General features: G+C 65.5%; 20 protein-coding genes. 12 read left to right on the top strand and 8 right to left on the bottom strand.

Going from position 1 to position 23121, the window contains the following annotated elements; genetic code table 11:
* The first annotated feature begins 254 nt into the window (after nt 1-254).
* Both LPB260_RS02285 and LPB260_RS02290 read left to right on the top strand, forming a co-directional pair.
* Complete coding sequence (locus LPB260_RS02285; RefSeq protein WP_208707027.1) at nt 255-2129, top strand: sigma-54-dependent Fis family transcriptional regulator; 1875 nt, start codon at nt 255-257, stop codon at nt 2127-2129.
* A 127-nt stretch (nt 2130-2256) separates the two neighbouring features.
* Nucleotides 2257-2658, top strand: a complete 402-nt coding sequence (locus LPB260_RS02290; protein ID WP_208707028.1) for a hypothetical protein — start codon at nt 2257-2259, stop codon at nt 2656-2658.
* Nucleotides 2659-2703: 45 nt separating this feature from the next.
* Here the strand turns inward: LPB260_RS02290 and LPB260_RS02295 are convergent, their stop codons facing one another.
* Complete coding sequence (locus tag LPB260_RS02295; RefSeq protein WP_208707029.1) at nt 2704-3621, bottom strand: LysR family transcriptional regulator; 918 nt, start codon at nt 3619-3621, stop codon at nt 2704-2706.
* A gap of 141 nt (nt 3622-3762) precedes the next feature.
* On the opposite strand from LPB260_RS02295, the gene LPB260_RS02300 reads away from it, so the two are divergent.
* Nucleotides 3763-5199, top strand: a complete 1437-nt coding sequence (locus tag LPB260_RS02300) for an MFS transporter (protein WP_208707030.1) — start codon at nt 3763-3765, stop codon at nt 5197-5199.
* Between the two features lie 415 nt (nt 5200-5614).
* Here the strand turns inward: LPB260_RS02300 and LPB260_RS02305 are convergent, their stop codons facing one another.
* The gene (locus LPB260_RS02305) at nt 5615-6076 is read right to left on the bottom strand and encodes a hemerythrin domain-containing protein (RefSeq protein WP_208707031.1); all 462 of its coding nucleotides are present in this window, start codon (nt 6074-6076) and stop codon (nt 5615-5617) included.
* 483 nt (nt 6077-6559) lie between these two features.
* On the bottom strand, nt 6560-7447 hold the full coding sequence (locus LPB260_RS02310; protein ID WP_208707032.1) for a LysR family transcriptional regulator: 888 nt from the start codon (nt 7445-7447) through the stop codon (nt 6560-6562).
* 96 nt (nt 7448-7543) lie between these two features.
* Here LPB260_RS02310 and LPB260_RS02315 point away from each other — a divergent pair, with 96 nt between their 5' ends.
* Nucleotides 7544-8044 (top strand): lactoylglutathione lyase family protein, encoded by a 501-nt coding sequence (locus tag LPB260_RS02315; RefSeq protein WP_208707033.1) that lies wholly within the window; start codon nt 7544-7546, stop codon nt 8042-8044.
* Between the two features lie 84 nt (nt 8045-8128).
* Here the strand turns inward: LPB260_RS02315 and cysS are convergent, their stop codons facing one another.
* Entirely contained in the window at nt 8129-9514 is a 1386-nt protein-coding gene (gene cysS, locus LPB260_RS02320; protein WP_208707034.1) for a cysteine--tRNA ligase, read from the bottom strand.
* The gene (locus LPB260_RS02325; RefSeq protein ID WP_208707035.1) at nt 9514-11184 is read right to left on the bottom strand and encodes a glutamine--tRNA ligase/YqeY domain fusion protein; all 1671 of its coding nucleotides are present in this window, start codon (nt 11182-11184) and stop codon (nt 9514-9516) included. The genes cysS and LPB260_RS02325 overlap by 1 nt, the downstream gene beginning before the upstream one ends.
* Nucleotides 11185-11303: 119 nt before the next feature.
* Between LPB260_RS02325 and LPB260_RS02330 the strand changes: the two genes are divergently transcribed.
* Together LPB260_RS02330 and lpxH are read left to right on the top strand one after the other, a co-directional pair.
* Nucleotides 11304-11798: a peptidylprolyl isomerase gene (locus LPB260_RS02330; RefSeq protein WP_208707036.1), complete on the top strand. Its 495-nt coding sequence runs from the start codon at nt 11304-11306 to the stop codon at nt 11796-11798.
* Entirely contained in the window at nt 11795-12517 is a 723-nt protein-coding gene (lpxH, locus tag LPB260_RS02335; RefSeq protein ID WP_208707037.1) for a UDP-2,3-diacylglucosamine diphosphatase, read from the top strand. Before LPB260_RS02330 ends, lpxH begins: the two co-directional genes overlap by 4 nt.
* A gap of 14 nt (nt 12518-12531) precedes the next feature.
* Here lpxH and LPB260_RS02340 read toward each other — a convergent pair whose 3' ends face one another.
* On the bottom strand, nt 12532-13410 hold the full coding sequence (locus LPB260_RS02340; RefSeq protein WP_208707038.1) for a LysR substrate-binding domain-containing protein: 879 nt from the start codon (nt 13408-13410) through the stop codon (nt 12532-12534).
* 131 nt (nt 13411-13541) lie between these two features.
* Here LPB260_RS02340 and LPB260_RS02345 point away from each other — a divergent pair, with 131 nt between their 5' ends.
* A complete protein-coding gene (locus LPB260_RS02345) occupies nt 13542-14756 on the top strand; it encodes an MFS transporter (protein WP_208707039.1) in 1215 nt (404 codons plus the stop codon).
* Between the two features lie 54 nt (nt 14757-14810).
* On the opposite strand, the gene LPB260_RS02350 is transcribed toward LPB260_RS02345, so the two are convergent.
* Nucleotides 14811-15413, bottom strand: a complete 603-nt coding sequence (locus tag LPB260_RS02350) for a tRNA-(ms[2]io[6]A)-hydroxylase (RefSeq protein ID WP_208707040.1) — start codon at nt 15411-15413, stop codon at nt 14811-14813.
* 164 nt (nt 15414-15577) lie between these two features.
* Here LPB260_RS02350 and LPB260_RS02355 point away from each other — a divergent pair, with 164 nt between their 5' ends.
* Nucleotides 15578-16441, top strand: coding sequence for a universal stress protein (locus LPB260_RS02355; protein WP_208707041.1), 864 nt, complete (start codon nt 15578-15580; stop codon nt 16439-16441).
* A gap of 238 nt (nt 16442-16679) precedes the next feature.
* A complete protein-coding gene (locus tag LPB260_RS02360; protein ID WP_208707042.1) occupies nt 16680-17585 on the top strand; it encodes a universal stress protein in 906 nt (301 codons plus the stop codon).
* A 23-nt stretch (nt 17586-17608) separates the two neighbouring features.
* Here LPB260_RS02360 and LPB260_RS02365 read toward each other — a convergent pair whose 3' ends face one another.
* The gene (locus tag LPB260_RS02365; RefSeq protein WP_208707043.1) at nt 17609-18073 is read right to left on the bottom strand and encodes a DUF1289 domain-containing protein; all 465 of its coding nucleotides are present in this window, start codon (nt 18071-18073) and stop codon (nt 17609-17611) included.
* A gap of 407 nt (nt 18074-18480) precedes the next feature.
* Between LPB260_RS02365 and acnB the strand changes: the two genes are divergently transcribed.
* The 3 genes from acnB (at nt 18481) to LPB260_RS02380 (ending at nt 23080) form a co-directional block, all read left to right on the top strand.
* Nucleotides 18481-21081, top strand: coding sequence for a bifunctional aconitate hydratase 2/2-methylisocitrate dehydratase (gene acnB, locus LPB260_RS02370; RefSeq protein ID WP_208707044.1), 2601 nt, complete (start codon nt 18481-18483; stop codon nt 21079-21081).
* A 181-nt stretch (nt 21082-21262) separates the two neighbouring features.
* Nucleotides 21263-22480, top strand: coding sequence for a CmpA/NrtA family ABC transporter substrate-binding protein (locus LPB260_RS02375; RefSeq protein WP_208707045.1), 1218 nt, complete (start codon nt 21263-21265; stop codon nt 22478-22480).
* A 21-nt stretch (nt 22481-22501) separates the two neighbouring features.
* Nucleotides 22502-23080: an ANTAR domain-containing response regulator gene (locus LPB260_RS02380; protein ID WP_208707046.1), complete on the top strand. Its 579-nt coding sequence runs from the start codon at nt 22502-22504 to the stop codon at nt 23078-23080.
* Nucleotides 23081-23121 lie beyond the last annotated feature (41 nt).

A 23121-nucleotide genomic window follows, 5' to 3' on the forward strand; every position in this document is an offset into this window, starting at 1 on the left:
GCGGCATTAAGCCGTTTGCGCTAACAAAGCCAGTTTTGTGCCAGAATCCATCAAAACAACTTAAGCCATTGTTTTAATTAGCTCTTTATCAAACAAGAAACAGCCGGGCTATTTGCGACTGAACAGTTCTGAACAGGGTTAGATGAACAAATGAACAATCGCGCTGTTGACATTGAACAGTCATCAACGACACTGGCCACTGCCCGGCACAGACCGGAGTCGATAACGACAAGAACAACAACGGAACACTTGGCATGCCCGAAGCGGATTCTTCACTGTCCCATGACAACATCATCCAGGAGTCCTGGTCGCGCTGCCGCGACTTCGGCCTGACGCACCAGAGCACGCCCAGCTTCGGCCTGCCGGGCAAGGGCGAAGTCTCGACGCTGCTGGAAAGCCAGCACGCCCTGGTGCAGACCACCCAGCGCGAAGTACTGCCCTATTACGGCGACATCCTCGCCAACTCCAACTGCCTGATCATGCTGGCCGACAACCAGGGCCAGCTGCTGCAGTCCTGGGGCGACCAGCGCTTCGTCGACCCCAGCCTGGCCAGCGGTTTCCGCCCCGGCGCCAGCTGGCTGGAGCGCTTCACCGGCACCAACGCCATCGGCACCGCCCTCAGTTGCGGCCAGGCCGTGCACATCCAGCACGACGAACACTTCCTCAAGGCCAACCGTTTCATGACCGGCTCGGCCTCGCCGATCTTCGACGAGCAACGGCAGATGATCGCGGTGCTGGATGTCTCCAGCGACAGCTACCTGCCGCCGGCCCACACCCTGGGCATGGTCAAGATGATGAGCCAGTCGGTGGAGAACCGGCTGATCCTCAACCTGTTCAGCGGACGCTATTTCCAGCTGACCTTCAACACCAGCCTGAACAACCTCGACAGCCCCTGGGCGGGGCTGCTGGTCTTCGACGAGCAGGGCCAGGTGGTCTCGGCCAACCGTCGCGCCGACAGCCTGCTCGGCGTCGGCCTGGCGCGGGTGAACATCGACAGCCTGTTCGACATTCCTCTTCAGCGGCTGCTCAACCAACCCCAGGCCCAGCCCTTCAAGCTGCGCTCGAGCGGCGGCTTCAGCTTTCACGCGCAGCTCAAGCGCCCCCAGCAACCGGTGCCGATCCAGGCCCGCGACTTCCGCCCCGCCGCCCCGGCCGAGGAGCGCGCCAAGGGCTTTACCCTGGCCTCGATCAACCTCGGCGACCCCCGCGTGGCCAAGGCCGTGCGCCAGGCCGAACGGCTGCTGGAGAAGGACATTCCGATCCTTGTCCACGGCGAGACCGGCGTCGGCAAGGAGGTCTTCGTCAAGGCCCTGCACCAGGCCAGCTCGAGGGCCAACCAGGCATTCATCGCGGTCAACTGTGCGGCCATCCCCGCCGAACTGGTGGAGTCCGAGCTGTTCGGCTACGAGAAAGGCGCATTCACCGGTGCCAACCAGAAAGGCAGCATCGGCCTGATCCGCAAGGCCCATAAGGGCACGCTGTTTCTCGACGAGATCGGCGACATGCCGTTGCGGGTGCAGGCACGCCTGCTGCGCGTGCTGCAAGAGCGTTGCGTGCAGCCGCTGGGCAGCTGCGAGCTGTTTCCGGTGGATATCCGCCTGATCTCCGCCACCAACCGCCCGCTGCGCCAGGACGTCGACAGCGGCCTGTTCCGTCAGGACCTCTACTACCGGATCAACGGCCTGAGCCTGGCACTGCCGCCGCTGCGCGAACGCAGCGACAAGGCAGCGCTGTTCCAGCGCGTCTGGGACTACCACCGCGAACCCCACCAACGGGCGGGCATCAGCCGCGAGGTCGAGGCACTGTTCCTGCGCCATCCCTGGCCGGGCAACCTGCGCCAGCTCAGCAGCGTGCTGCAGATAGCCCTGGTGATGGCCGACGATGAGCCGATCCGCGCCGAACACCTGCCGGAGGATTTCTTCGACGACCTGCAGCAGGCTCCGGCGGCGGCCGAACCAGCCAGCGCGCCCCAGCCACTCGAACAGCAGGCGCCCGGCGCTGGCGAAAACCAGGATCTGCTCGGCCAGTACCAGGCCTGCGGCGGCAATATCTCGCACCTGGCGCGCAACTTGGGCGTAAGCCGCAACACCCTGTACAAGCGGCTGCGCGAGCAGGGGCTGAAAATCTAGGGGAAGGCGCCATGCGGCCGATCGACACCCGGCGCGCCGGCGAAGTCACGCGCCACTCATGGCGCAGGACGAGGCCTGCAAGATCCCCATGGGCAACTGCGCCCCGGGATCGCTATGATCGGTGCCCATGACGCCTTCCTTTCCGATCCGCCAACCCTGCCCGCCTGGAGTCTGCGACTGCCAGCGCGAACAGTTGCTGGACAGCCCCGACAGCGACCTGCGCATCCTGCGCCTGACCCGCCAGGAGGAGAAGCGCCTGCTCGAGCGCCTGGAGAACATTCAGAGCCTGGGCGATCTCGAGCACATGCAGCGGCGCCTCCACGAGCAGCTGGGCATCCGCCTGGCAATCGCCCCCGGCTTCAACGAAGTGCGCAGCATGCGCGGCATCGCCATTCGTATCGACGACCTGCCAGGGCTCTGCCGCAAGACCCGCCAGGCGATTCCGGCGGCGATTCGCCGCGGTCTGGAGAAGCACCCGGAAATCGCCTACGACCTGCTCAACGCCCACGACCTGTTGCGCGACGCCTGACGCAGGCAGCGGACCGGCGCACAGGGCAACGTCAGTCTACCGGTCCTATTCTCCCGTCGACGCCTCACCGAGCTGCTCCGCGCACACCTCCCGAACGCAGCCACGCAACCAGCGATGCGCCGGGTCGGCATGCAGCCGCGGGTGCCAGAGCAAGGCAACGCTGATCTCCGGCGTCGCGAACGGCAGAGCAAAACTGTGCATACCGAGGCGCAGGTTTCCGCTATGGCGTTCGGGAACACTGGCGATCAAGTCAGAACCCCTGGCGAGCGCCAAGGCCGTCGAGAAACCCTCGACCAGCGTGACGACCTGCCGCTTCAACCCCAGGGGCTCCAGCGCTTCATCGATCGGCCCCTTGTCGAGCCCGCGCCGCGAGACAGCGACATGCCGGCCGGCCGCATAGCGCGCGGGGCTAATCTCGCCCTGGCTCAGCGGATGTCCCAGGCGCACGACGCCGATGAAGCGGTCACGGAACAGCCCCTGCACCCGCAACTCCGGAGCGGTCGCCTTACCCACCACACCGGTTTCCAGGTCGACGCTGCCATCGCGAAGTGCGGCGCCGTCCTTGTCCGCCTTATGCACGAAGCGCAGCCGCACGCCAGGCGCCTGCTGGCAGACCCTGGCGATCAGGGCCGGGCCGAAGTTCTCCACGAAGCCCTCGCTGCTGCGCAGCGTGAAGGTACGGGACAGCCGCTCGAGGTCGAGATTCTCCACGGGACGCAGCACCGCCCCGGTGTCCCGTACCAGCTGGCTGACCTGCTCACGGAGCTCAAGCGCTCGAGGAGTGGGCACGAGGCCACGCCCGGCCCGCACCAGCAACGGGTCTCCGGTCGTCTCCCGCAGTCGCGCCAGCGCCCGGCTCATTGCCGACGGGCTCAGGCGCAATCGCTGCGCGGCTCGGGCAACGCTGCCTTCGGCGAGCAACACATCCAGGGTGACCAGCAGGTTGAAATCGGGATTCGACATGCCTCGACCATAGCACGGCCACGGGCTGACATGGCGTCGGACGCACGTATTCAGTGCAACTGCTGCGCCTTCCGCCTTATCAGGCGCAAGCCTATGGTTTCGACAGCAGCGTTTGCCGGCCAACCAGAGGGGACGAAGTGGATGTCGACGCCAACCACCGCGAGACACGATGAGATAGACCCGGGACGCACCGAACAGGCCGCTTCGTTTCGCTGGAGGCTCGTCAGCCTCGCACTCCCCATGTTGCTGGCCTCGCTCGGCAGCAGCATCGCCACGGTCGGCCTGCCGACGCTGGCCCAGGCGTTCGGCGCCTCCTTCCAGGCGGCCCAGTGGATCGTCCTCGCCTACCTGCTGGCCATCACCACGCTGATTGTCGGCGCGGGACGTCTCGGCGACATCATCGGACGCCGACGACTGCTGCTGGCCGGGGTGCTTCTGTTCACGGCGGCCTCGCTGCTGTGCGGCGTCGCTGCGTCGTTCTGGCTGCTGATCGCCGGCCGGGCACTGCAGGGCCTCGGAGCCGCGATCATGATGGCGCTGACCATGGCCTTGGTCGGTGACATGGTAGCGAAGGAAAGGACCGGCCGGGTCATGGGGCTACTCGGCAGCATGTCCGCGATTGGCACCGCACTAGGGCCGTCCCTCGGCGGCGTGCTGATCGCCGAACTTGGCTGGCGGGCGATCTTTCTGCTCAACCTGCCCCTGGGTGGCCTGACACTGCTGCTCGCCCATCGCTATCTGCCCGCTGAGCGCCAGGCGCCGCAGGCGGATAGCGGCGGTTTCGACATGCTCGGCACCCTGTTGCTGGCGTTGACGCTCGGGGCCTACGCGCTCGCCATGACACTCGGGCGCGGCGGCTTCGGCCCGCTCAACATGGCGTTGCTGCTGGCAGCCGTGGTTGGCGTCGGCTTGTTTCTGCGCGTCGAATCCACCGCGGCCTCGCCCTTGATTCGCCTGGCCCTGCTCCGCGATCCAGTGCTGAGCGCCGGCCTGGCCATGAGCATGCTGGTCTCGACTGTGCTGATGGCGACACTGGTCGTCGGGCCCTTCTATCTGTCGCGGGCGCTCGGGCTCGATGCCCTTGGGGTCGGGCTCGCCCTGTCCAGCGGCCCGTTGCTCGCTGCGCTGGCCGGCGTGCCCGCCGGCCTCATCGTCGAGCGCCATGGTGCAAAGAGGATGACCCTGGCCGGGCTCTGCGCGATGGCAGTCGGCTGCAGCCTGCTCGCCCTGTTGCCCGAGACACTGGGAGTCGCCGGCTACGTCATCCCCATCTTGCTCACCACCGCCAGCTACGCGCTGTTCATGGCGGCCAACAACACCGCCGTCATGAGCGATATCCGGAATGAGCAACGTGGCGTCATCGCCGCACTGCTCAGCCTCTCGCGCAATCTGGGGCTGATCACCGGCGCGTCCGTCATGGGTGCGGTGTTTGCGTGCGCCTCAGCCACGAACGACATCACGATGGCACAACCCGCCGCCGTCGCCGCCGGCATGCGCAGCACCTTCGCCGTCGCCCTGCTGCTGATCGCCGTCGCGCTGGCCGCCGCGGCTGCTGGCCGCGCTCGGTCTTGGCAATAGTCGGTCGCGGGACTGGATGGCGCGGCCAGCCGGGGGGCCGGTGCCGCGCTGGCAACGAGTAGGGCGAGAACCAGATTCACCAGCGCTCCGGTAAAGCGTGTTACTCCGAGCCTGAACTCGAACATCGGCGCGGGCCCCACGCTCGGCCTGGAGAGGCGAATGGCAGGAGGCCGCGCACCTTTCTCGCTCGGCCGCTACTGATGCCCGACTGGATCAGCCCCATGGCCTGCACTCAGCGAGCTTGAAGCTAAAACTGCTGGGCAGACCCGTCGCGCCCTTGAAACGACCCGTCGGGCCAACGCCGGCAGCCTTGTTTCACGCACAAGCGCAATCGGCAGGCAGGAAGACAGGTTCACCATCTCACGCGCAGAAATACCTACTGAAACCAGAGCCATACGGCCATGGCCGCGGCATCCTATTGTTGCCAGTGCTGCTTAATGTCCTGCCATTGCTCATCCATGATCCACTCGTCCGCCATCGGAAAGAATATATTCTCCTCGCGATCCATGTGGTCATAGTACTTCCTAATATAGTCCTCGACGAAAGCGGCTATTTCCTTTGAGTTAAGCCCCGATTGTTCCAGGGCCCCGAGTTGCTTGGCGATTCGCTCGAACCCTTGATGATCACGCTCTATATCTCTCACGCACTGATGCAGCGGCGCCTCGGTTGCCAACAACTTCTCACGAATCAGTTCTTCATTCTGATGGTGTTTTGTTTCCGCCTCACCATGCAGAGACTCCAGCATCCTGTAGAGCTGCTCGCAGTCGGCCGCTTCATCCACGCCACTGCCAAGCACTTTCAGCAGTTGCTTTATTCGGTCGATAGTGGCGGAAACACCGCGATGGTAGACGTGAAGTTCCTCCAGTAACGGGTGCATAGCAAACCTCTCTGACATAAAGCCGGAGTATTCCCAGTAACCTTTAGACTAGTACGGGAAGCTTGCCCTCCTGTTGATCTGCATCAATGAAGCCTAGCGCCCAGATGATGCCAGCAAGTCCAGTTCGGCCTTGCGCCGCATCTTAGGTCCATAAATCGCTAATGCGCGCTTGGGATATGCAATCAAAGTCTTTAACTTGAACGTATCCACCACCCTGCCCCGCCACCACAACTTTCTTCCGCCAGAGCAACAACAGGGAGATAAGCGCCGCCCCCTGCAGTTATCGAAGGTTATTTCATTAGGGTCGCAAATTGCCCGAGCCGCGTGGATCAGCGCCGACGGTGATCGATGCCGGGTAGCGCTCGCCAGAACAGCGCCGGCCGAGGCCGCTGCGTTCGCTTGAATCGCAAGCTCAACAGCAAGCGGCCAACGATCTTTCGCTTCGGCGCGGCTCGACTCGCGGTCGACAGGTGCGGTGCCAGATCAGCCTGCAGCCGATAGGCTCGGAAAGCTCGCCTTGATCCGCTGCAGGAGCAGCTCGGCGCGGGCCGATAACGGCCATTCGGCGCGGTGCAGCAGCCACAGGCTATCGACCACCGCAGGCGTCCCCTCGATGACCTGGATGGCCTCTGGCCGGGCGAAGGCCAGGCGGGCGAAGCGCGGAATCACCGTGAATCCCAGGCCGCGGGCCACCGGCTCGAGGATCAGGCCGATCTGGTTGGTGAAGCCGCGGCACGACAGGCTGCGCACCCCGGGCGCGCCGGGAAACCGCCGACTGAGCAGGCGCCCGGCCATGGCCTGGCCATCCGGGTGATCGATAAAGCCGAGGCGCTCGAGATCGCGCCAGTCGCGGACCCGCTCGCCGGCCGGCACCACCAGCTCCAGCGGCTCCTCGGCGAAGCGGCTGACGCTCAGACGCGGATCGTCCGGCTTGAGGGTCACCAGACCCAGTTCGAAGCGGTTCTCCAGCACGGCGTCCAGCACCTCAGGGTCCGGGGCGAAGCGATGGCGGATGCTCAGGCCCGGGTGCGCCTGCTGCAGCGCCAGCAGCTGCGGGTAGAGCGCCAGGCCGATGCTGCCGGGGCTGATCAGGCCGATCTCGCCCTGCTCGGCGTCGGCCTCGGACAGCCGCTGCTGCAAACGCTGGTCGGCGGCACCGACCTCCATGCAGTAGTCGAGCAGGGCGTGGCCGGCGGGCGTCAGCTCGAGCTGGCGCGGGCGGCGGATCAGCAGCGGGCCCAGGCGCTCCTCGAGACGCTGCACATGCTGGCTGACCGCGGCCTGGGTGAGGTCCAGACGCTCGGCGGTGCGGGTGAAATTGCCCTGCTCGGCGAGCGTGACAAAGGTACGCAGCCATTGCGGATTTAGCATAACGATCTCTTATTGGAATCATAACCTGAAGATTGTTTTGATTATGACTATGCACACCTAGACTGGCCACACTTCAGCCAACACGAGGTTTTGCTCATGTCCAGCGTCTACCCCCGCAGCTTTTCCCACATCGGCCTGTCGGTCACCGATCTCGACGCCGCCGTCAAGTTCTACACCGAGGTCATGGGCTGGTACCTGATCATGCCGCCGACCACCATCAGCGAGGACGACTCGGCCATCGGCGTGATGTGCACCGACGTGTTCGGCGCCGGCTGGGGCTCGTTCCGCATCGCCCACCTGTCCACCGGCGACCGCATCGGCGTGGAGATCTTCCAGTTCCGCAACGCCGAGAAACCGCAGAACAACTTCGAGTACTGGAAAACCGGAATATTCCACTTCTGCGTACAGGACCCGGACGTCGAAGGCCTGGCCGCCAAGATCGTCGCCGCCGGCGGCAAGCAGCGCATGCCGGTGCGCGAGTACTTCCCGGGCGAGAAGCCGTTCCGCATGGTCTACATGGAAGATCCCTTCGGCAACATCCTGGAGATCTACAGCCACAGCTACGAGCTGACCTACTCCGCCGGCGCCTATCAGTAAAGCGCGACCCCGGCAGCGGCTAACGCCGCCCACACAAACAAAAAGGCCGCAAATGCGGCCTTTTTTTGTTGTCTCCCAGTCCGGCTATTCGGCCAGGCGCCAGGTGGTGCCGCCCCTGCCGTCTTCCAGCACCACGCCCATGGCGCCGAGCTGGTCGCGGATGCGGTCCGACTCGCCCCAGTTCTTCTCGGCGCGGGCCTGCAGGCGCGCGGCGATCAAAGCCTCGACTTCGGCAGCGTCGACCTTGCCTGCGGCCCCGGCCTGGAGGAAGGCGTCCGCCTCCAGCTGCAGCACGCCGAGCAGCCCGGCCAGCTCCTTGAGCCGCGCGGCCAGGCCGGCCGCGGCCTGCAGGTCGCTGTCGCGCAGGCGGTTGACCTCGCGCACCATCTCGAACAGCACGGCGCAGGCTTCCGGGGAGTTGAAGTCGTCGTCCATCGCCGCGGCGAAGCGCTCGGCGAAGTCCTCGCCGCCGGCCGGTGCCGCCTCGGGCAGGCCGCGCAGCGCATGGTAGAAACGCTCCAGGGCGCCCTTGGCTTCCTTGAGGCTGTCCTCGGAGTAGTTGATCGGGCTGCGGTAGTGGCTGGACACCAGCAGGTAGCGCACCACCTCGGGGTGGTACTTGTCCAGCACCTCGCGGATGGTGAAGAAGTTGCCCAGGCTCTTGGACATCTTCTCGCCGTCCACGCGCACCGCGCCGGCATGCATCCAGGCCTTGGCGTAGAGCTTGCCGGTGGCCGCCTCGCTCTGCGCGATCTCGTTCTCATGGTGCGGGAACACCAGGTCCGGGCCGCCGCCGTGGATATCGAAGGTCTCGCCCAGGCAGCAGGTGGACATCACCGAGCATTCGATGTGCCAGCCCGGCCGCCCCTTGCCCCAGGGCGAATCCCAGCTCGGCTCGCCCGGCTTGGCGCCCTTCCACAGGACGAAGTCCAGCGGGTCCTGCTTGGACTCGTCGACCTCGATGCGCGCGCCGACGCGCAGGTCCTCGATCTTCTTCCTCGACAGTTTGCCGTAGCCGACGAACTTGCCGACCCGGTAGTAGACATCGCCATTGCCCGGGGCATAGGCGAAGCCCTTGTCGATCAGGTTCTGGATCATCGCGTGCATGCCGGCGATGTGGCCGGTGGCGCGTGGCTCCTGATCGGGGCGCAGCACCGACAGGCGTGCCTCGTCCTCGTGCATGGCGCTGATCATGCGCTCGACCAGGGCCTCGAACGGCTCGCCGTTCTCTTGTGCACGCTTGATGATCTTGTCGTCGATATCGGTGATGTTGCGCACATAGTTCAGCGCATAGCCGCTATGGCGCAGCCAGCGAGCGATCACGTCGAAGGCCACCATGACCCGCGCATGGCCGATGTGGCAGAAGTCGTAGACGGTCATGCCGCACACGTACATGCGCACCTGGTTGCCTTCCAGCGGCTGGAAGGCTTCCTTGGTCTTGCTCAGGGTGTTGTAGATCGACAGCGCCATTACTGACCTCCCCAGGAGTCACGCAGGGTCACGGTGCGGTTGAACACCGGGGCGCCCGGTTTGGAGTCCTTGAGGTCGGCGCAGAAGTAGCCTTCGCGCTCGAACTGGAAGCGCTCCTCCGGCTGCGCCTGGGCCAGCGACGGCTCGGCGCGGCAGCCCTTGAGCACCACCAGGGAATCGGGGTTGATGTTGTCGAGGAAGCTGGCGCCCTCCTCGACCTTCTCCGGGTTGGCCGAGCGGAACAGGCGGTCGTACAGGCGCACTTCGCACTCGACGCTCTCGGCGGCCGGCACCCAGTGGATCACGCCCTTGACCTTGCGGCCCTCGGGGTTCTTGCCCAGGGTGTTCTCGTCATAGCTGCAGCGCAGTTCGACGACATTGCCGGCGGCATCCTTGACCGCCTCGTCGGCGCGGATCACGTAGCTGCCGCGCAGGCGCACCTCGCCCCCCGGTACCAGACGCTTGAAGCCGGCCGGCGGGTTCTCCTCGAAGTCGCCGGCGTCGATGTAGATCTCGCGGCTGAACGGCAGCACGCGCACGCCCATGTCCTGCTTGGGGTGGCGCGGCAGCTCGAGGTTCTCCACCTGGCCTTCGGGGTAGTTGCTGATCACCACCTTGAGCGGCTTGAGCACGCACATGGCGCGCGAGGCGTTGGCATCCAGGTCTTCGCGGATGGCGAACTCGAGCATGCCGATGTCCACCACGCCGCCGGCGCGGTTGACCCCGATCATGTCGCAGAAGGTGCGGATCGACGCCGGGGTGTAACCCCGACGGCGGTAGCCGGACAGGGTCGACATGCGCGGGTCGTCCCAGCCGCTGACGTGCTTCTCATCGACCAGCTGCTTGAGCTTGCGCTTGCTGGTGATGGTGTAGTTCAGGTTGAGCCGGGCGAATTCGTACTGGCGCGGCTGCGCCGGCACCGGCAGGTTGGCCAGGAACCATTCGTACAGCGGGCGATGGTCCTCGAACTCCAGGGTGCAGATCGAATGGGTGATGCCCTCGATGGCGTCCGACTGACCATGGGTGAAGTCGTAGCTGGGGTAGATGCACCACTTGTCGCCGGTCTGGTGATGATGGGCGTGGCGGATGCGGTAGAGGATCGGGTCGCGCAGGTTCATGTTCGGCGAGGCCATGTCGATCTTCGCCCGCAGGGCGCGAGCGCCGTCCGGGAACTCACCGGCCTTCATGCGGGCGAACAGATCGAGGTTTTCCTCCACCGAGCGCTCACGGAACGGGCTGTTCTTGCCCGGTTCGGTGAGGTTGCCGCGATACTCGCGGGCCTGGTCCGGCGACAGGTCGCAGACATAGGCCTTGCCCGCCTTGATCAGTTCGACGGCCCAGTCGTGCAGCTGATCGAAATAGTTGGAGGCGTAGCGCTCCTCGCCGGCCCACTGGAAGCCCAGCCACTGCACGTCGCTCTTGATCGCGTCGATGTATTCCTGGTCTTCCTTGGCCGGGTTGGTGTCGTCGAAGCGCAGGTTGCACTCGCCGCCGAACTCCCTGGCCAGGCCGAAATTCAGGCAGATCGACTTGGCATGGCCGATGTGCAGGTAACCATTAGGCTCCGGCGGGAAACGGGTGATGATCTTCGTGTGCTTGCCCGCTTCCAGGTCGGCCTGGACGATGGGACGAAGAAAGTTCGTAGCGGCTGGAGTCTCTGGCTTGCTCATGGGGTCCTTGATCATGCAGGTGCGGCGCAGGGTAGGCCGACTAAAACAAAGCGCTTATCATAGCCGAAGCTGTCAACCCCCTGACAGGCCTTCGAATTTCTCGACAGAGCGAATCCCACATGATCAAGCTGCACACCAACCACGGCGTCATCACCCTCAACCTGTTCGAAGACAAGGCCCCGGAAACCGTGGCCAACTTCAAGGAATACGTAAAGGCCGGCCACTACGACAACACCGTGTTCCACCGCGTGATCAGCAACTTCATGATCCAGGGCGGCGGCTTCGAGCCGGGCATGAAGCAGAAGCCGACCCGCGCACCGATCAAGAACGAAGCCAACAACGGCGTCTCCAACAAGGTCGGCACCGTCGCCATGGCCCGCACCATGGAGCCGCACTCGGCCTCCGCGCAGTTCTTCATCAACGTCGCCGACAATACCTTCCTCGACCACAGCGCGCCGACCGTGCAGGGCTGGGGCTACGCGGTGTTCGGCGAAGTGAGCGAAGGCATGGACGTGGTCGAGAAGATCAAGGGCGTGGCCACCACCATGAAGTCCGGCCACCAGGACGTACCGGTCGACGACGTGATCATCGAGCGTGCCGAGATCGTTGAGTGATCCTGCTGATCTCCGACCTGCATCTTGAAGAGGAGCGCCCGGACATCAGCCGGGCGTTTCTGCATTTCCTGCAGACGCGCGCCACCCAGGCCGAGGCGCTGTACATCCTCGGCGACTTCTTCGAAGTGTGGATCGGCGACGATGCCATCAGCCCCTTTCAACGCTCCATCGCCCAGGCCCTGCGCCAACTGAGCGACGGCGGCACACGCATCTACCTGATGCACGGCAATCGCGACTTCCTGCTGGGCCAGGCGTTCTGCCGCGAGGCCGGCTGCACCCTGCTGAGCGATCCGAGCCTGGTCGAACTGGCCGGGGAGCAGGTCCTGCTGATGCACGGCGACAGCCTGTGCACCCAGGACGAAGCCTATATGCGCATGCGCCGCTGGCTGCGCAACCCGCTGAGCCTGTTCATCCTGCGCCACCTGCCCCTGGCCACCCGCCACAAGCTGGCGCGCAAGCTGCGCAAGGAAAGCCGCAGCCAGACCGCGATGAAGGCCAACGACATCGTCGACGTCACCCCCGCCGAGGTGCAGCGGGTCATGGCGGCCCAGGGCGTGCGCACGCTGATCCACGGCCACACCCACCGCCCGGCGGAGCATGAGCTGCAGGTCGAGGGGCAGGCGGCGCGGCGTATCGTCCTGGGCGACTGGGATCGCCAGGGCTGGGCCCTGCAGATCGACGCCCGGGGCTGGCAGCTGGCGCCCTTCCCCCTCGCCTGAGCTGCACCGCCGATCTAGCGCTGCAGGGCGGCCTGGCGCTCGTGACGCTGAAACTGCGGACTCGCCTCGATGGTCTGCGCCAGGCGCAGGGTCGCCTCGTTGACCTCCTCGGCGACGAACAGGGTGATGTCCGTACCCGGCAGAGCCGGCAGGCCCTCCTCGATCACCTGCAGGCCGGGCTCCAGGGTCGAGCGCGGAATGATGCCGACGCCGATGCCCGCGCGCACGGCGGCCAGGACCCCGGCCCGACTCTGGCTGGTGAAGGCGATCCGATAGGGAATCTGCGCCTCGGCCAGCACCTTGCCCGCCGAATCGCGGTGATAGCAGCCCTCGACGAACACCGCCAGCGGCAGTGGCTCGCGCTCGTGGGTCGAGTGGGCCTCGGTGCGCACCCACACCAGTTCGTCGCGAAACAGCCGGCGGCCGCCGTCGGACGCCGCAGGCATCTCGACCAGGGCCAGGTCCAGCTTGCCCTCGGCCACCAGCGACGCCAGGTAGTGGGGCCGATGGTCGCAGACCACCTCCAGGCAGGCCTCGGGATAACTCAGCACGAAGGCCTCCAGCAAGGGCGTAAGGCTGCGCGTGGCGTACTGATCATGGGTGCCGAAGCGCACCTGGCCGGCCACGTCGGCATGCTGGAAGGTACCGAGGATACGGTCGTGCAGGTTCAGCAACTGTTGGGCATGGCCCTTCAGCTGCTCCCCGGCTGGCGTCAGGCGGACGCCGTACTGACCACGTTGCAGCAGTTCGGTCGCGACCAGGGCCTCCAACCGGCCGAGCTGCATGCTGATGGTCGAGGGCGCGCGGTGCAGGCGCGCGGCCGCGGCGGTCAGGTTGAGCGTGTCGGCGACCACGACAAAGGTTCGCAGCAGAACGATGGGCAGGTCGCGCATGGCAGAATTCAACCTTCTTGAAAGTGGTGATCAATATTTATCGTTTTGCCGAATCCTGGCAAGCCTCTATGTTAGCCAGCATCCAGCTCACCCCTTGCCGATCCCCTGCGAGCTGTCCCGGAGCCTGAATAATGCGGATGCCCACCACCTTCGGCCTGAACCAGATCGTCAGCCACGGCTTTGGCATGTTCCTGTTCGCCGCGCTGATGCCGTTCATGCGCGACTCCATCGAGATCAGCCCGTGGCAGTTGGCGACCATCGGCGCCCTGACTCAGGTGGCCTACCTCGCCGGCGCCATGCTCCTGGGTACGCTCGGCCACCGCCTGGGTACCGGCCGCCTGGCCCTGCTGACCGGCATCACCTCCAGCAGCCTGTTGCTGCTCATGTCACAGCTGCGCGATCCGCTGTTGATCACCCTGACCCTGACCTGCCTGGCCGCCAGTGCGGCGATCAGCTGGGGCTGCATCGTCGAGATCGTCAGCCGCTGCGCCCGCCCCGAGTCGCGCTCCACCTACCTCTCCTGCGCATCCAGCGGCACGGCCTGGGGCTATGCCCTCAACGGCCTGCTGATCCTCGTGGTGGTGCCGCTGCTCGGCTGGCAGGCCAGCTGGCAGGTGGCCGGGCTGTTCGGCCTGGTGGTGCTGGCCCTGACCTGGCACATGCTGCGCGACCTCAAGGCCGCCCCCGTCAGCCCGACTGCCGGCCTTGGCCCGGTCGACGCGGCGATCCCCACCTCCAAGCTGTTCGCCACCATCATCGGCGAGCGCACCGCGCTGTTCGCCTGCCTGATCTGCCTGCTGGTGGGCTTCACCACCATGCCCTTCTCCTACTGGCTCAACACCTACCTGGATGAGCTCAGCCTGCCGGCGGCACTGGGCGGCTATACCTGGGCGACGGTGGGGGGCACGGGCATGGTGGCCGGCTTCATCACCGGCAAGCTGGCCGATCGCCGCGGCCATGGCACCGCGCTGATGGTGATCTTCAGTGGCTTCGCCCTGGGCCTGCTGGCGTTTATCGCCGACCCGGGCAAGTTCGCCCTGGTCGCCGGCTTCGGCTATGGGCTGATGTACTTCCCGATGTGGGGCATCGTCGCCGGCTGGGTCAACCAGCACTACTCCTCGACCGCCACCATGCAGATCAGCGGCATCTGCATGGTCACCTTCGGCCTGGGCGGGACCCTGGGCAATCTGCTGGCCGGCTATATCCGCGAGACCACCGGCTCGCTGCACGACGTGTTCTACGTGCTGACCGCCGCATCCCTGCTGCTGGTGGCCCTGGCCATCGTCATCCTGCGCGGCAATCGCAAGGTGCTGCCGATCATCCCGCCGGCGGCTGGCGCCTGCTGACGCCCGCCCTGTCTCTGCCGCCCAGCGAAGGGGCGGCAGCCCGCCAGATACGGCTCAGGCAGCCGCGCCGCTGTGGAAGCGGAATTCCTTGTCCGGCGTGAGGATCGCCTCGCGCTCCACTTCGGCGAAGTACGCCACCCGCTCATCGATCGACTCGCCGGCATAGTCCCGGGCCATCTTCAGATAGCCCTGGTAGTGGCGCGCCTCGGACTTCAGCAGGGAGCGGTAGAACTGCCCCAGTTCCTCGTCCAGATGCGGCGCCAGGCGGAAGAAACGCTCGCAGGAGCGCGCCTCGATAAAGGCACCGACGATCAGGGTATCCACCAGCTTGTGCGGCTCGGAGGTGCGCACGTGCTTGTGCAGGCGCTGGGCATACAAGGCCGCGCTGACCGGCCGGTAGGCGATCCCGCGCCGCTGCATCAAGGCCGCCACCTGCTCGAAATGGCGCAACTCTTCGCGGGCCAGGCGCGACAGGTTGTATTGCAGATCGGCCTTCTCGATATAGCGAAAAAGCAGGGTCATGGCCGTCGACGCGGCCTTCTTCTCGCAGTTGGCGTGGTCGATCAGCATGATGTCCTGGTGCTGCAGGGCCTGGGCGATCCAGGCATCCGGCGTGGGACAGAGGAGAAAGGCTTCGATCTCGGGTAGCAGTTGCATAGGCTCACGATTGGGGTGGCGGCGCCGGCAGGCGGGCAAGGCCGGCCATTATACGAATGACACCGGGAACAGCCAGCCGCGGCGTTGATACCGGTCAAAAACACGAGGCGCCTGCACCATCTATAGTTGTCTGGCCGCAGCAACCATTTCGCAGGGAGACGTACATGCAAGCCATTCGCAGCATTCTGGTGGTGATGGAGCCGGAGCAACCAGAAGGACTGGCCCTCAAGCGGGCCAAATTGATCGCCGGCGTAACCCGGTGCCAGCTGCACCTGCTGGTCTGCGACAAGAAGCATGACCATTCGACCTACCTGCACGACCTGAGCAGCACGCTGCAGCAGGAAGGCTTCAGCGTCTCCGGCCAGCAGGCCTGGCACGAGAATCCGCACCAGACCGTGATCGCCGTGCAACAGGCCGAAAGCTGCAGCCTGGTGATCAAGCAGCACTTTCCCGACAACCCGCTGAAGAAGGCCCTGCTCACCCCGGACGACTGGAAACTGCTGCGCTACTGCCCGGCTCCGGTGCTGATGGTCAAGAGCGACAAACCCTGGGCCGGCGGCATCGTCCTGGCCTGCGTCGATGTCGGCAATGCCGACGCCGAGCACCGCACCCTGCACGCCAGCATCATCAGCCACGGCCATGACATCGCCGCCCTGGCCAAGGCCAACCTGCATGTGATCAGCGCCCACCCGGCGCCGATGCTGTCGGCCGCCGACCCGACCTTCCAGCTCAAGGAGACCATCGAGGCGCGCTACCGCGAAGAGTGCAAGGCGTTCCAGGCCGAGTACCAGATTGCCGACGACTGCCTGCACATCGCTGAAGGGCCGGCCGACGCCCTGATCCCGCAGACCGCACGCAAGCTCGGCGCGGTGGTCACGGTGATCGGCACGGTCGCCCGCACCGGCCTGTCCGGCGCGCTGATCGGCAACACCGCCGAGGTGGTTCTCGACTCGCTGGAAAGCGACATCCTGGTGCTCAAGCCCGCGGACATCATCGCCCACCTGGAAGAGCTGGTCGGCCAACGCTGAAAGCGTGCGACGCTGCCGCCTGCGGGCGGCAGGCCATTTGCGGCGGCCAGGCGCCGCTCCGACCGCGCATCCCTGCCCCGACTGCAACTGACATACGGCCTGGCGAAGGCTGTCTTTAGCGGCCATGCTGCTATGGCTGCGCAGCCGATCAGCGGCACCGCAAGACCCTCCACGCATCCCGAGACAGACCCAGATCGCCGCTGCGCGGCCTCACGGTTCAACGCCTAGGGAGATAGCCATGCAAAGCATTCACCGAATTCTGGTCGTGCTTAATCCGGTGCACTCCGACAGCCTCGCGCTCAGGCGAGCCAAGCACATCGCCCGCGGCATCAGCGCCCACCTGCACCTGCTGCTCTGCGACCAGCGGCAGGACCATGGGGCGCTGCTCGGCAGCCTGAATGCCCAGCTCAGTGGCGAAGGTTTCAGCGTCACCACGCAACAGGCGCGCTGTGACCACCTGCACCCGACGGGCGCCATCCTCGCCGCGCAGCAGGCCAACGCCTGCGACCTGGTGGTCAAGCAGCACTACCCGGACAACCCGCTGACCAGATCGATCATGCCGCCCGAGGACTGGCGCTTGCTGCGCGACTGCCCCGTACCGGTGCTGATGACCAAGACCGAACGCTCCTGGGAGGGCGGCCTGGTCCTGGCGGCCATGGACGTCGACAATCACGAAGGCGATCACCTGGACCTGCAAGGCAGCATCATCGGCCATGCGGTGGACCTGGCCGCCCTGCTCCACGGCACGCTGCACGCCGTCACCGCCTATTCCAGCGGTTTCGACCTGGCCGCCGATCCCTGCGCCCCCCAGCTCGACGGCAAGGCGGCGCAGTGCTGGGAAGGCAGCCGCTGGTTCCAGGAGGAGTACGGCCTGCGTGACCACCAGCTGCACCTGGCCGAAGGCTCGGCGAGAACGGTGATCGCGCAGTACGCCCACGAGCTGGAAGCGGCCATTACGGTCATCGGCACGGTGGCACGCAAGGGACTGGCCGGGGTGATCATCGGCAACACGGCGGAAGCCGTGCTGGATCGGGTCGACAGCGACGTACTGGTGCTCAAGCCCCACGATGCGGACGTGCACCTGCTCGAACCCCTGGCGGAGCAAGCGAATCCGCCGCACGTGCGGCAGGCCGGCTCCCGCTAGGAGGGACAGCCGAAGGCCCGCGACTACTGGCCCTCGCGCAGGAACCGGGGGGCGATATAACGGCCGTAGTGCGCCTCGGACAACAGGAAGAACTCGCGGTCGATGGCGTCACGCAACTCGGGCAGGGCCCAGTCGCGAAACTCCGGCAACAGCGCGATGCCGTAGGCGTCGAGTTGGTTGATCACCCGTGCGCCACGGGCGATCAGCTGGTACGCCCAGCAGTAGGGCGACTGCTGCGCCACGAAGCGGATCTGGCGCTGTTCCAGTTGCGTGCGCAGACGCCCCTCATCGAAGACCTCCAGCTTGGCCACCATCACCTGCTCCAGCAGCAGTTCCAGGCGCCGCCAGACCGCCTGTTTTTCCTCCTCGCTGTAGCCGTTCCACTGGATCACTTCGTGGTGGAATCGCTTGCACCCGCGGCACACCAGGTCGCCGTAGACGGTCGAACACAGGCCTACACAGGGGGTCTTGATGCGTTGATTGGACATGGCGAGAACAGCGTCGAAGGCGAAACGGCCTGGCATCTTAGCCCTTTGTCCAAGCCAGATCATCCCCACCCGGCCGACGGCAATCGCTTAACTTTGCCCGCGCTTTGCAGTAGTATCGGCGCGCCTTTTATAGGCGCTAATGTCCGTTGGAAGCTGTTTTCAAAGCGTCACGAGCACAGTCGATCCTGCAGGTACGATGTTGGCGCCGGCTCTTGAACCCCCCTTCAAGCGTCTGCGCCAGCCCTCATCTACCCCGTCCTGCCGGCGTAAAACTTTGAAAGCAGCTTCTGGAAGAAATCCCTGAAATCTCGGCCGAGCGGCTCAAAAAGCCACGAAGCGCTTGATTCGGAGTTTTCTGGATACGCGTCCCGGACAACCCTTTGGGACCACTGATGAGGGTAATAACTGTGCTTGAAGCCTATCGCAAACACGTAGCAGAGCGTGCCGCTCAGGGTATCGTGCCCCAGCCGCTGAACGCCGAACAAACCGCAGGCCTGGTCGAGCTGCTGAAAAACCCGCCGGCTGGCGAAGAAGAATTCCTCGTTGACCTGATCACCAACCGCGTGCCGCCAGGCGTCGACGAAGCCGCCTACGTCAAGGCCGGGTTCCTCTCTGCCGTGGCCAAGGGCGAAGCCGCTTCTCCACTGATCAACAAGCAGCGCGCCGTCGAGCTGCTCGGCACCATGCAGGGCGGCTACAACATCGCCACCATGGTCGAGCTGCTGGATGACGCCGAGCTGGCCAGCGTCGCCGCCGAGCAACTGAAGCACACCCTGCTGATGTTCGACGCCTTCCACGACGTCGCCGAGAAAGCCAAGGCTGGCAACGTCCACGCCAAGGCCGTGCTGCAGTCCTGGGCCGATGGCGAGTGGTTCACCAAGCGCCCGGCGATCGCCGAGAAGTACAGCCTGGCGGTATTCAAGGTGCCCGGCGAAACCAACACCGACGACCTGTCCCCGGCGCCCGACGCCTGGTCGCGTCCGGACATCCCGCTGCACGCCCTGGCCATGTTGAAGATGGCCCGCGACGGCATCGTGCCCGAGCAGCAAGGCGCCATCGGCCCGCTCAAGCAGATCGAAGAAGTCAAAGCCAAGGGCTTCCCGGTCGCCTACGTCGGCGACGTGGTCGGCACCGGTTCCTCGCGCAAGTCCGCCACCAACTCGGTGCTGTGGTTCTTCGGCGACGACATCCCCTTTGTTCCGAACAAGCGCGCCGGTGGCTTCTGCTTCGGCTCCAAGATCGCCCCGATCTTCTACAACACCATGGAAGACGCCGGCGCCCTGCCGATCGAGTTCGACGTGTCGAACCTCAACATGGGCGACGTGATCGACGTCTACCCCTACGCCGGCAAGGTGTGCAAGCACGGCACTGAAGAAGTCATCACCACCTTCGAACTGAAGACCCCGGTGCTGCTCGATGAAGTCCGCGCCGGCGGCCGTATCCCGCTGATCATCGGCCGCGGCCTGACCGAGAAGGCCCGCGCCGAACTGGGTCTGGGCAGCTCCGACCTGTTCAAGAAGCCGGAACAGCCGGCCGACAGCGGCAAGGGCTTCACCCTGGCGCAGAAGATGGTCGGCAAGGCCTGCGGCGTGACCGGCGTGCGTCCGGGCACCTACTGCGAGCCGAAGATGACCACCGTCGGCTCCCAGGACACCACTGGCCCGATGACCCGCGACGAGCTGAAGGACCTGGCCTGCCTGGGCTTCTCCGCCGACCTGGTGATGCAGTCCTTCTGCCACACCGCGGCCTACCCGAAGCCGATCGACGTCACCACCCACCACACCCTGCCGGATTTCATCCGCACCCGTGGCGGCGTGTCCCTGCGTCCGGGCGACGGCATCATCCACAGCTGGCTGAACCGCATGCTGCTGCCGGATACCGTCGGCACCGGTGGTGACTCGCACACCCGCTTCCCGATGGGCATCAGCTTCCCGGCCGGTTCCGGCCTGGTGGCCTTCGCCGCCGCCACCGGCGTCATGCCGCTGGACATGCCGGAATCCATCCTGGTGCGTTTCAAGGGCAAGATGCAGCCCGGGATCACCCTGCGTGACCTGGTCCATGCGATCCCCTACTACGCCATCCAGAAGGGCCTGCTGACCGTCGAGAAGAAGGGCAAGAAGAACGCCTTCTCCGGCCGCATCCTGGAGATCGAAGGCCTCGACGAGCTGACCGTCGAGCAGGCGTTCGAGCTGTCCGACGCCTCCGCCGAGCGTTCGGCCGCCGGTTGCACCATCAAGCTGCCGGAAAAGGCCATCGCCGAGTACCTGAAGTCGAACATCACCCTGCTGCGCTGGATGATCGGCGAAGGCTACGGCGATGCCCGCACCCTGGAGCGCCGCGCCCAGGCGATGGAAGCCTGGCTGGCCAAGCCGGAGCTGATGAGCGCCGATGCCGACGCCGAATACGCCGAAGTCATCGAGATCGACCTCAACGAGCTGAAGGAGCCGGTGCTCTGCGCACCGAACGATCCGGACGACGCCCGTCTGCTGTCCACCGTGGCCGGCGACAAGATCGACGAGGTATTCATCGGTTCGTGCATGACCAACATCGGTCACTTCCGCGCTGCCGGCAAGCTGCTGGACAAGGTCAAGGGCGGCATTCCGACCCGTCTGTGGCTGTCGCCGCCGACCAAGATGGATGCCCACCAGCTGACCGAGGAAGGCTACTACGGCATCTACGGCAAGGCCGGTGCGCGCATGGAAATGCCGGGCTGCTCGCTGTGCATGGGTAACCAGGCACGGGTCGCCGCCAACTCCACCGTGGTCTCGACCTCGACCCGTAACTTCCCCAACCGTCTGGGCGATGGCGCCAACGTGTACCTGGCCTCTGCCGAACTGGCAGCGGTCGCCGCGATCATCGGCAAGCTGCCGACCGTCGAGGAGTACATGGTCTACGCCAAGGACATCGACAGCATGGCTGCCGACGTCTACCGCTACCTGAGCTTCGACCAGATCGCCGAGTTCCGCGAAGCCGCTGCCAACGCCCAAATTCCGGTCGTTCAAGCCTAAGCGTTACCCGCGTCGAAAAAGCCCCGCCCCGTGCGGGGCTTTTTTATGCCTGGCGTTCGCCATCCGTGGCATATCGCTTGCTTATGGATACTCAACAGGATCGCAATCGATCCGCACGCGCCCCCTGCCCCCGACGGTGATGGGACCGGCGACCTTTGAAGTTGAGCAAGGAAAAGGTGCAATGAGCGAGCAAGATATTCCCCGCAGCGACGCGCTGGCCTGGGTCAACGGCAGCGACGCACCGGAGAAGAGCGCCCTGGAGATCGGCTTCATGGCCCTGACCGACTCGGCCTCGCTGATCGTCGCCGCGACCCAGGGCTTCGCCCAGCCCTACGGCCTGACGCTGAACCTGCAGCGCCAGGCGTCCTGGGCCACCCTGCGCGACAAGCTGCTCAGCGGCGAACTGGACGCCGCCCAGGGCCTGTACGGCCTGCTCTATGCGGTGCACCTGGGCATCGGCGGCACGCCGCCGGTGGACATGGCCGTACTCATGGGCCTGTCGCAGAACGGCCAGAGCATCAACCTGTCCCAGCCCCTGCAGGAAGCCGGGGTGACCAATGCTGAGGCGCTGCGCGCACGCGTGCGCCAAAACAGTGCAAAGCTTACCCTGGCGCAGACCTTCCCCACCGGCACCCACGCCCTGTGGCTCTATTACTGGCTGGCCAGCCAGGGCATCCATCCCCTGGACGACGTGAATACCGTCGTCGTACCGCCTTCGCAGATGGTCGCCCACCTGCAGGCCGGACGCATCGACGGCTTCTGCGCCGGCGAGCCCTGGGGCGCCCAGGCGATTGCCGAAAGAAAGGGCTTCACCCTGGCCACCAGCCAGTCGATCTGGCCGGATCATCCGGAAAAGGTCCTGGGCTGCACCCAGGCGTTCGTCAGCGCCTACCCGAACACGGCCCGCGCCCTGGTGATGGCGGTGCTGGAGGCCAGCCGCTTCATCGATCAGAGCGAGGAGAACAAGCGCAGCACCGCGCATCTGCTCAGCGCCGGCGAGTACCTCGACGCGCCGCTGAACGCCATCCTGCCGCGCTTTCTCGGCCAGTACGAGGACGGCAACGGCCACGCCTGGCTGGATGCCCATCCGCTGCGCTTCTTCGACGAGGGCAAGGTGAACATGCCCTACCTGTCCGACGGCCTGTGGTTCATGACCCAGTTCCGCCGCTGGGGCCTGCTGCGCGAAGACCCGGACTACTTCGCGGTGGCGCGCCGGGTCCAGCAGCTTAAGCTTTATCATGAGGCTGCCGAGGCGCTGGGTATCGCGCTGCCGGCATCGCCCCTGCGCAGCGCCACGCTGCTCGATGGCAAGCCCTGGGATGGCGCCGACCCCGCCGGCTATGCCCGCAGCTTCGCCCTGCACGCCCTGGCCGACGTCCGCCAGGCCTCAGCCCTCTGACCCCTGGAAACCGATACCACCATGCTGCGCATCCTCCTGATCAACGACACGCCGAAAAAGGTTGGCCGACTGCGGGCCGCCCTGATCGAGGCCGGCTTCGAGGTGGTCGACGAATCCGGCCTGACCATCGACCTGCCCGGGCGCGTCGAGGCGATCCGCCCGGACGTCATCCTGATCGACAGTGAATCCCCCGGCCGTGACGTCATGGAACAGGTGGTCCTGGTCAGCCGTGACCAGCCTCGGCCCATCGTCATGTTCACCGACGAGCACGACCCCAAGGTCATGCGCCAGGCCATCCAGTCGGGGGTCAGCGCCTACATCGTCGAAGGCATCCATGCCGAGCGCCTGCAGCCGATTCTCGATGTAGCCATGGCCCGCTTCGAGAGCGACCAGGCCCTGCGCGCCCAGCTGCAGGCACGCGACGCGCAACTGGCCGAGCGCAAGCGCATCGAGCTGGCCAAGGGCCTGCTGATGAAGATGAAGAGCTGCAACGAGGAAGAGGCCTACACCCTCATGCGCCGCCAGGCCATGAGCCGTCAGCAGAAGCTGATCCAGGTCGCCGAGCAGATCATCGCCATGCACGACATGCTCGGCGGCTGAGGCTCACGCAGGCGCCCGCCCTCGTCTGCGCGCAACTGTAC

Source organism: Pseudomonas sp. LPB0260, from assembly GCF_013388395.1.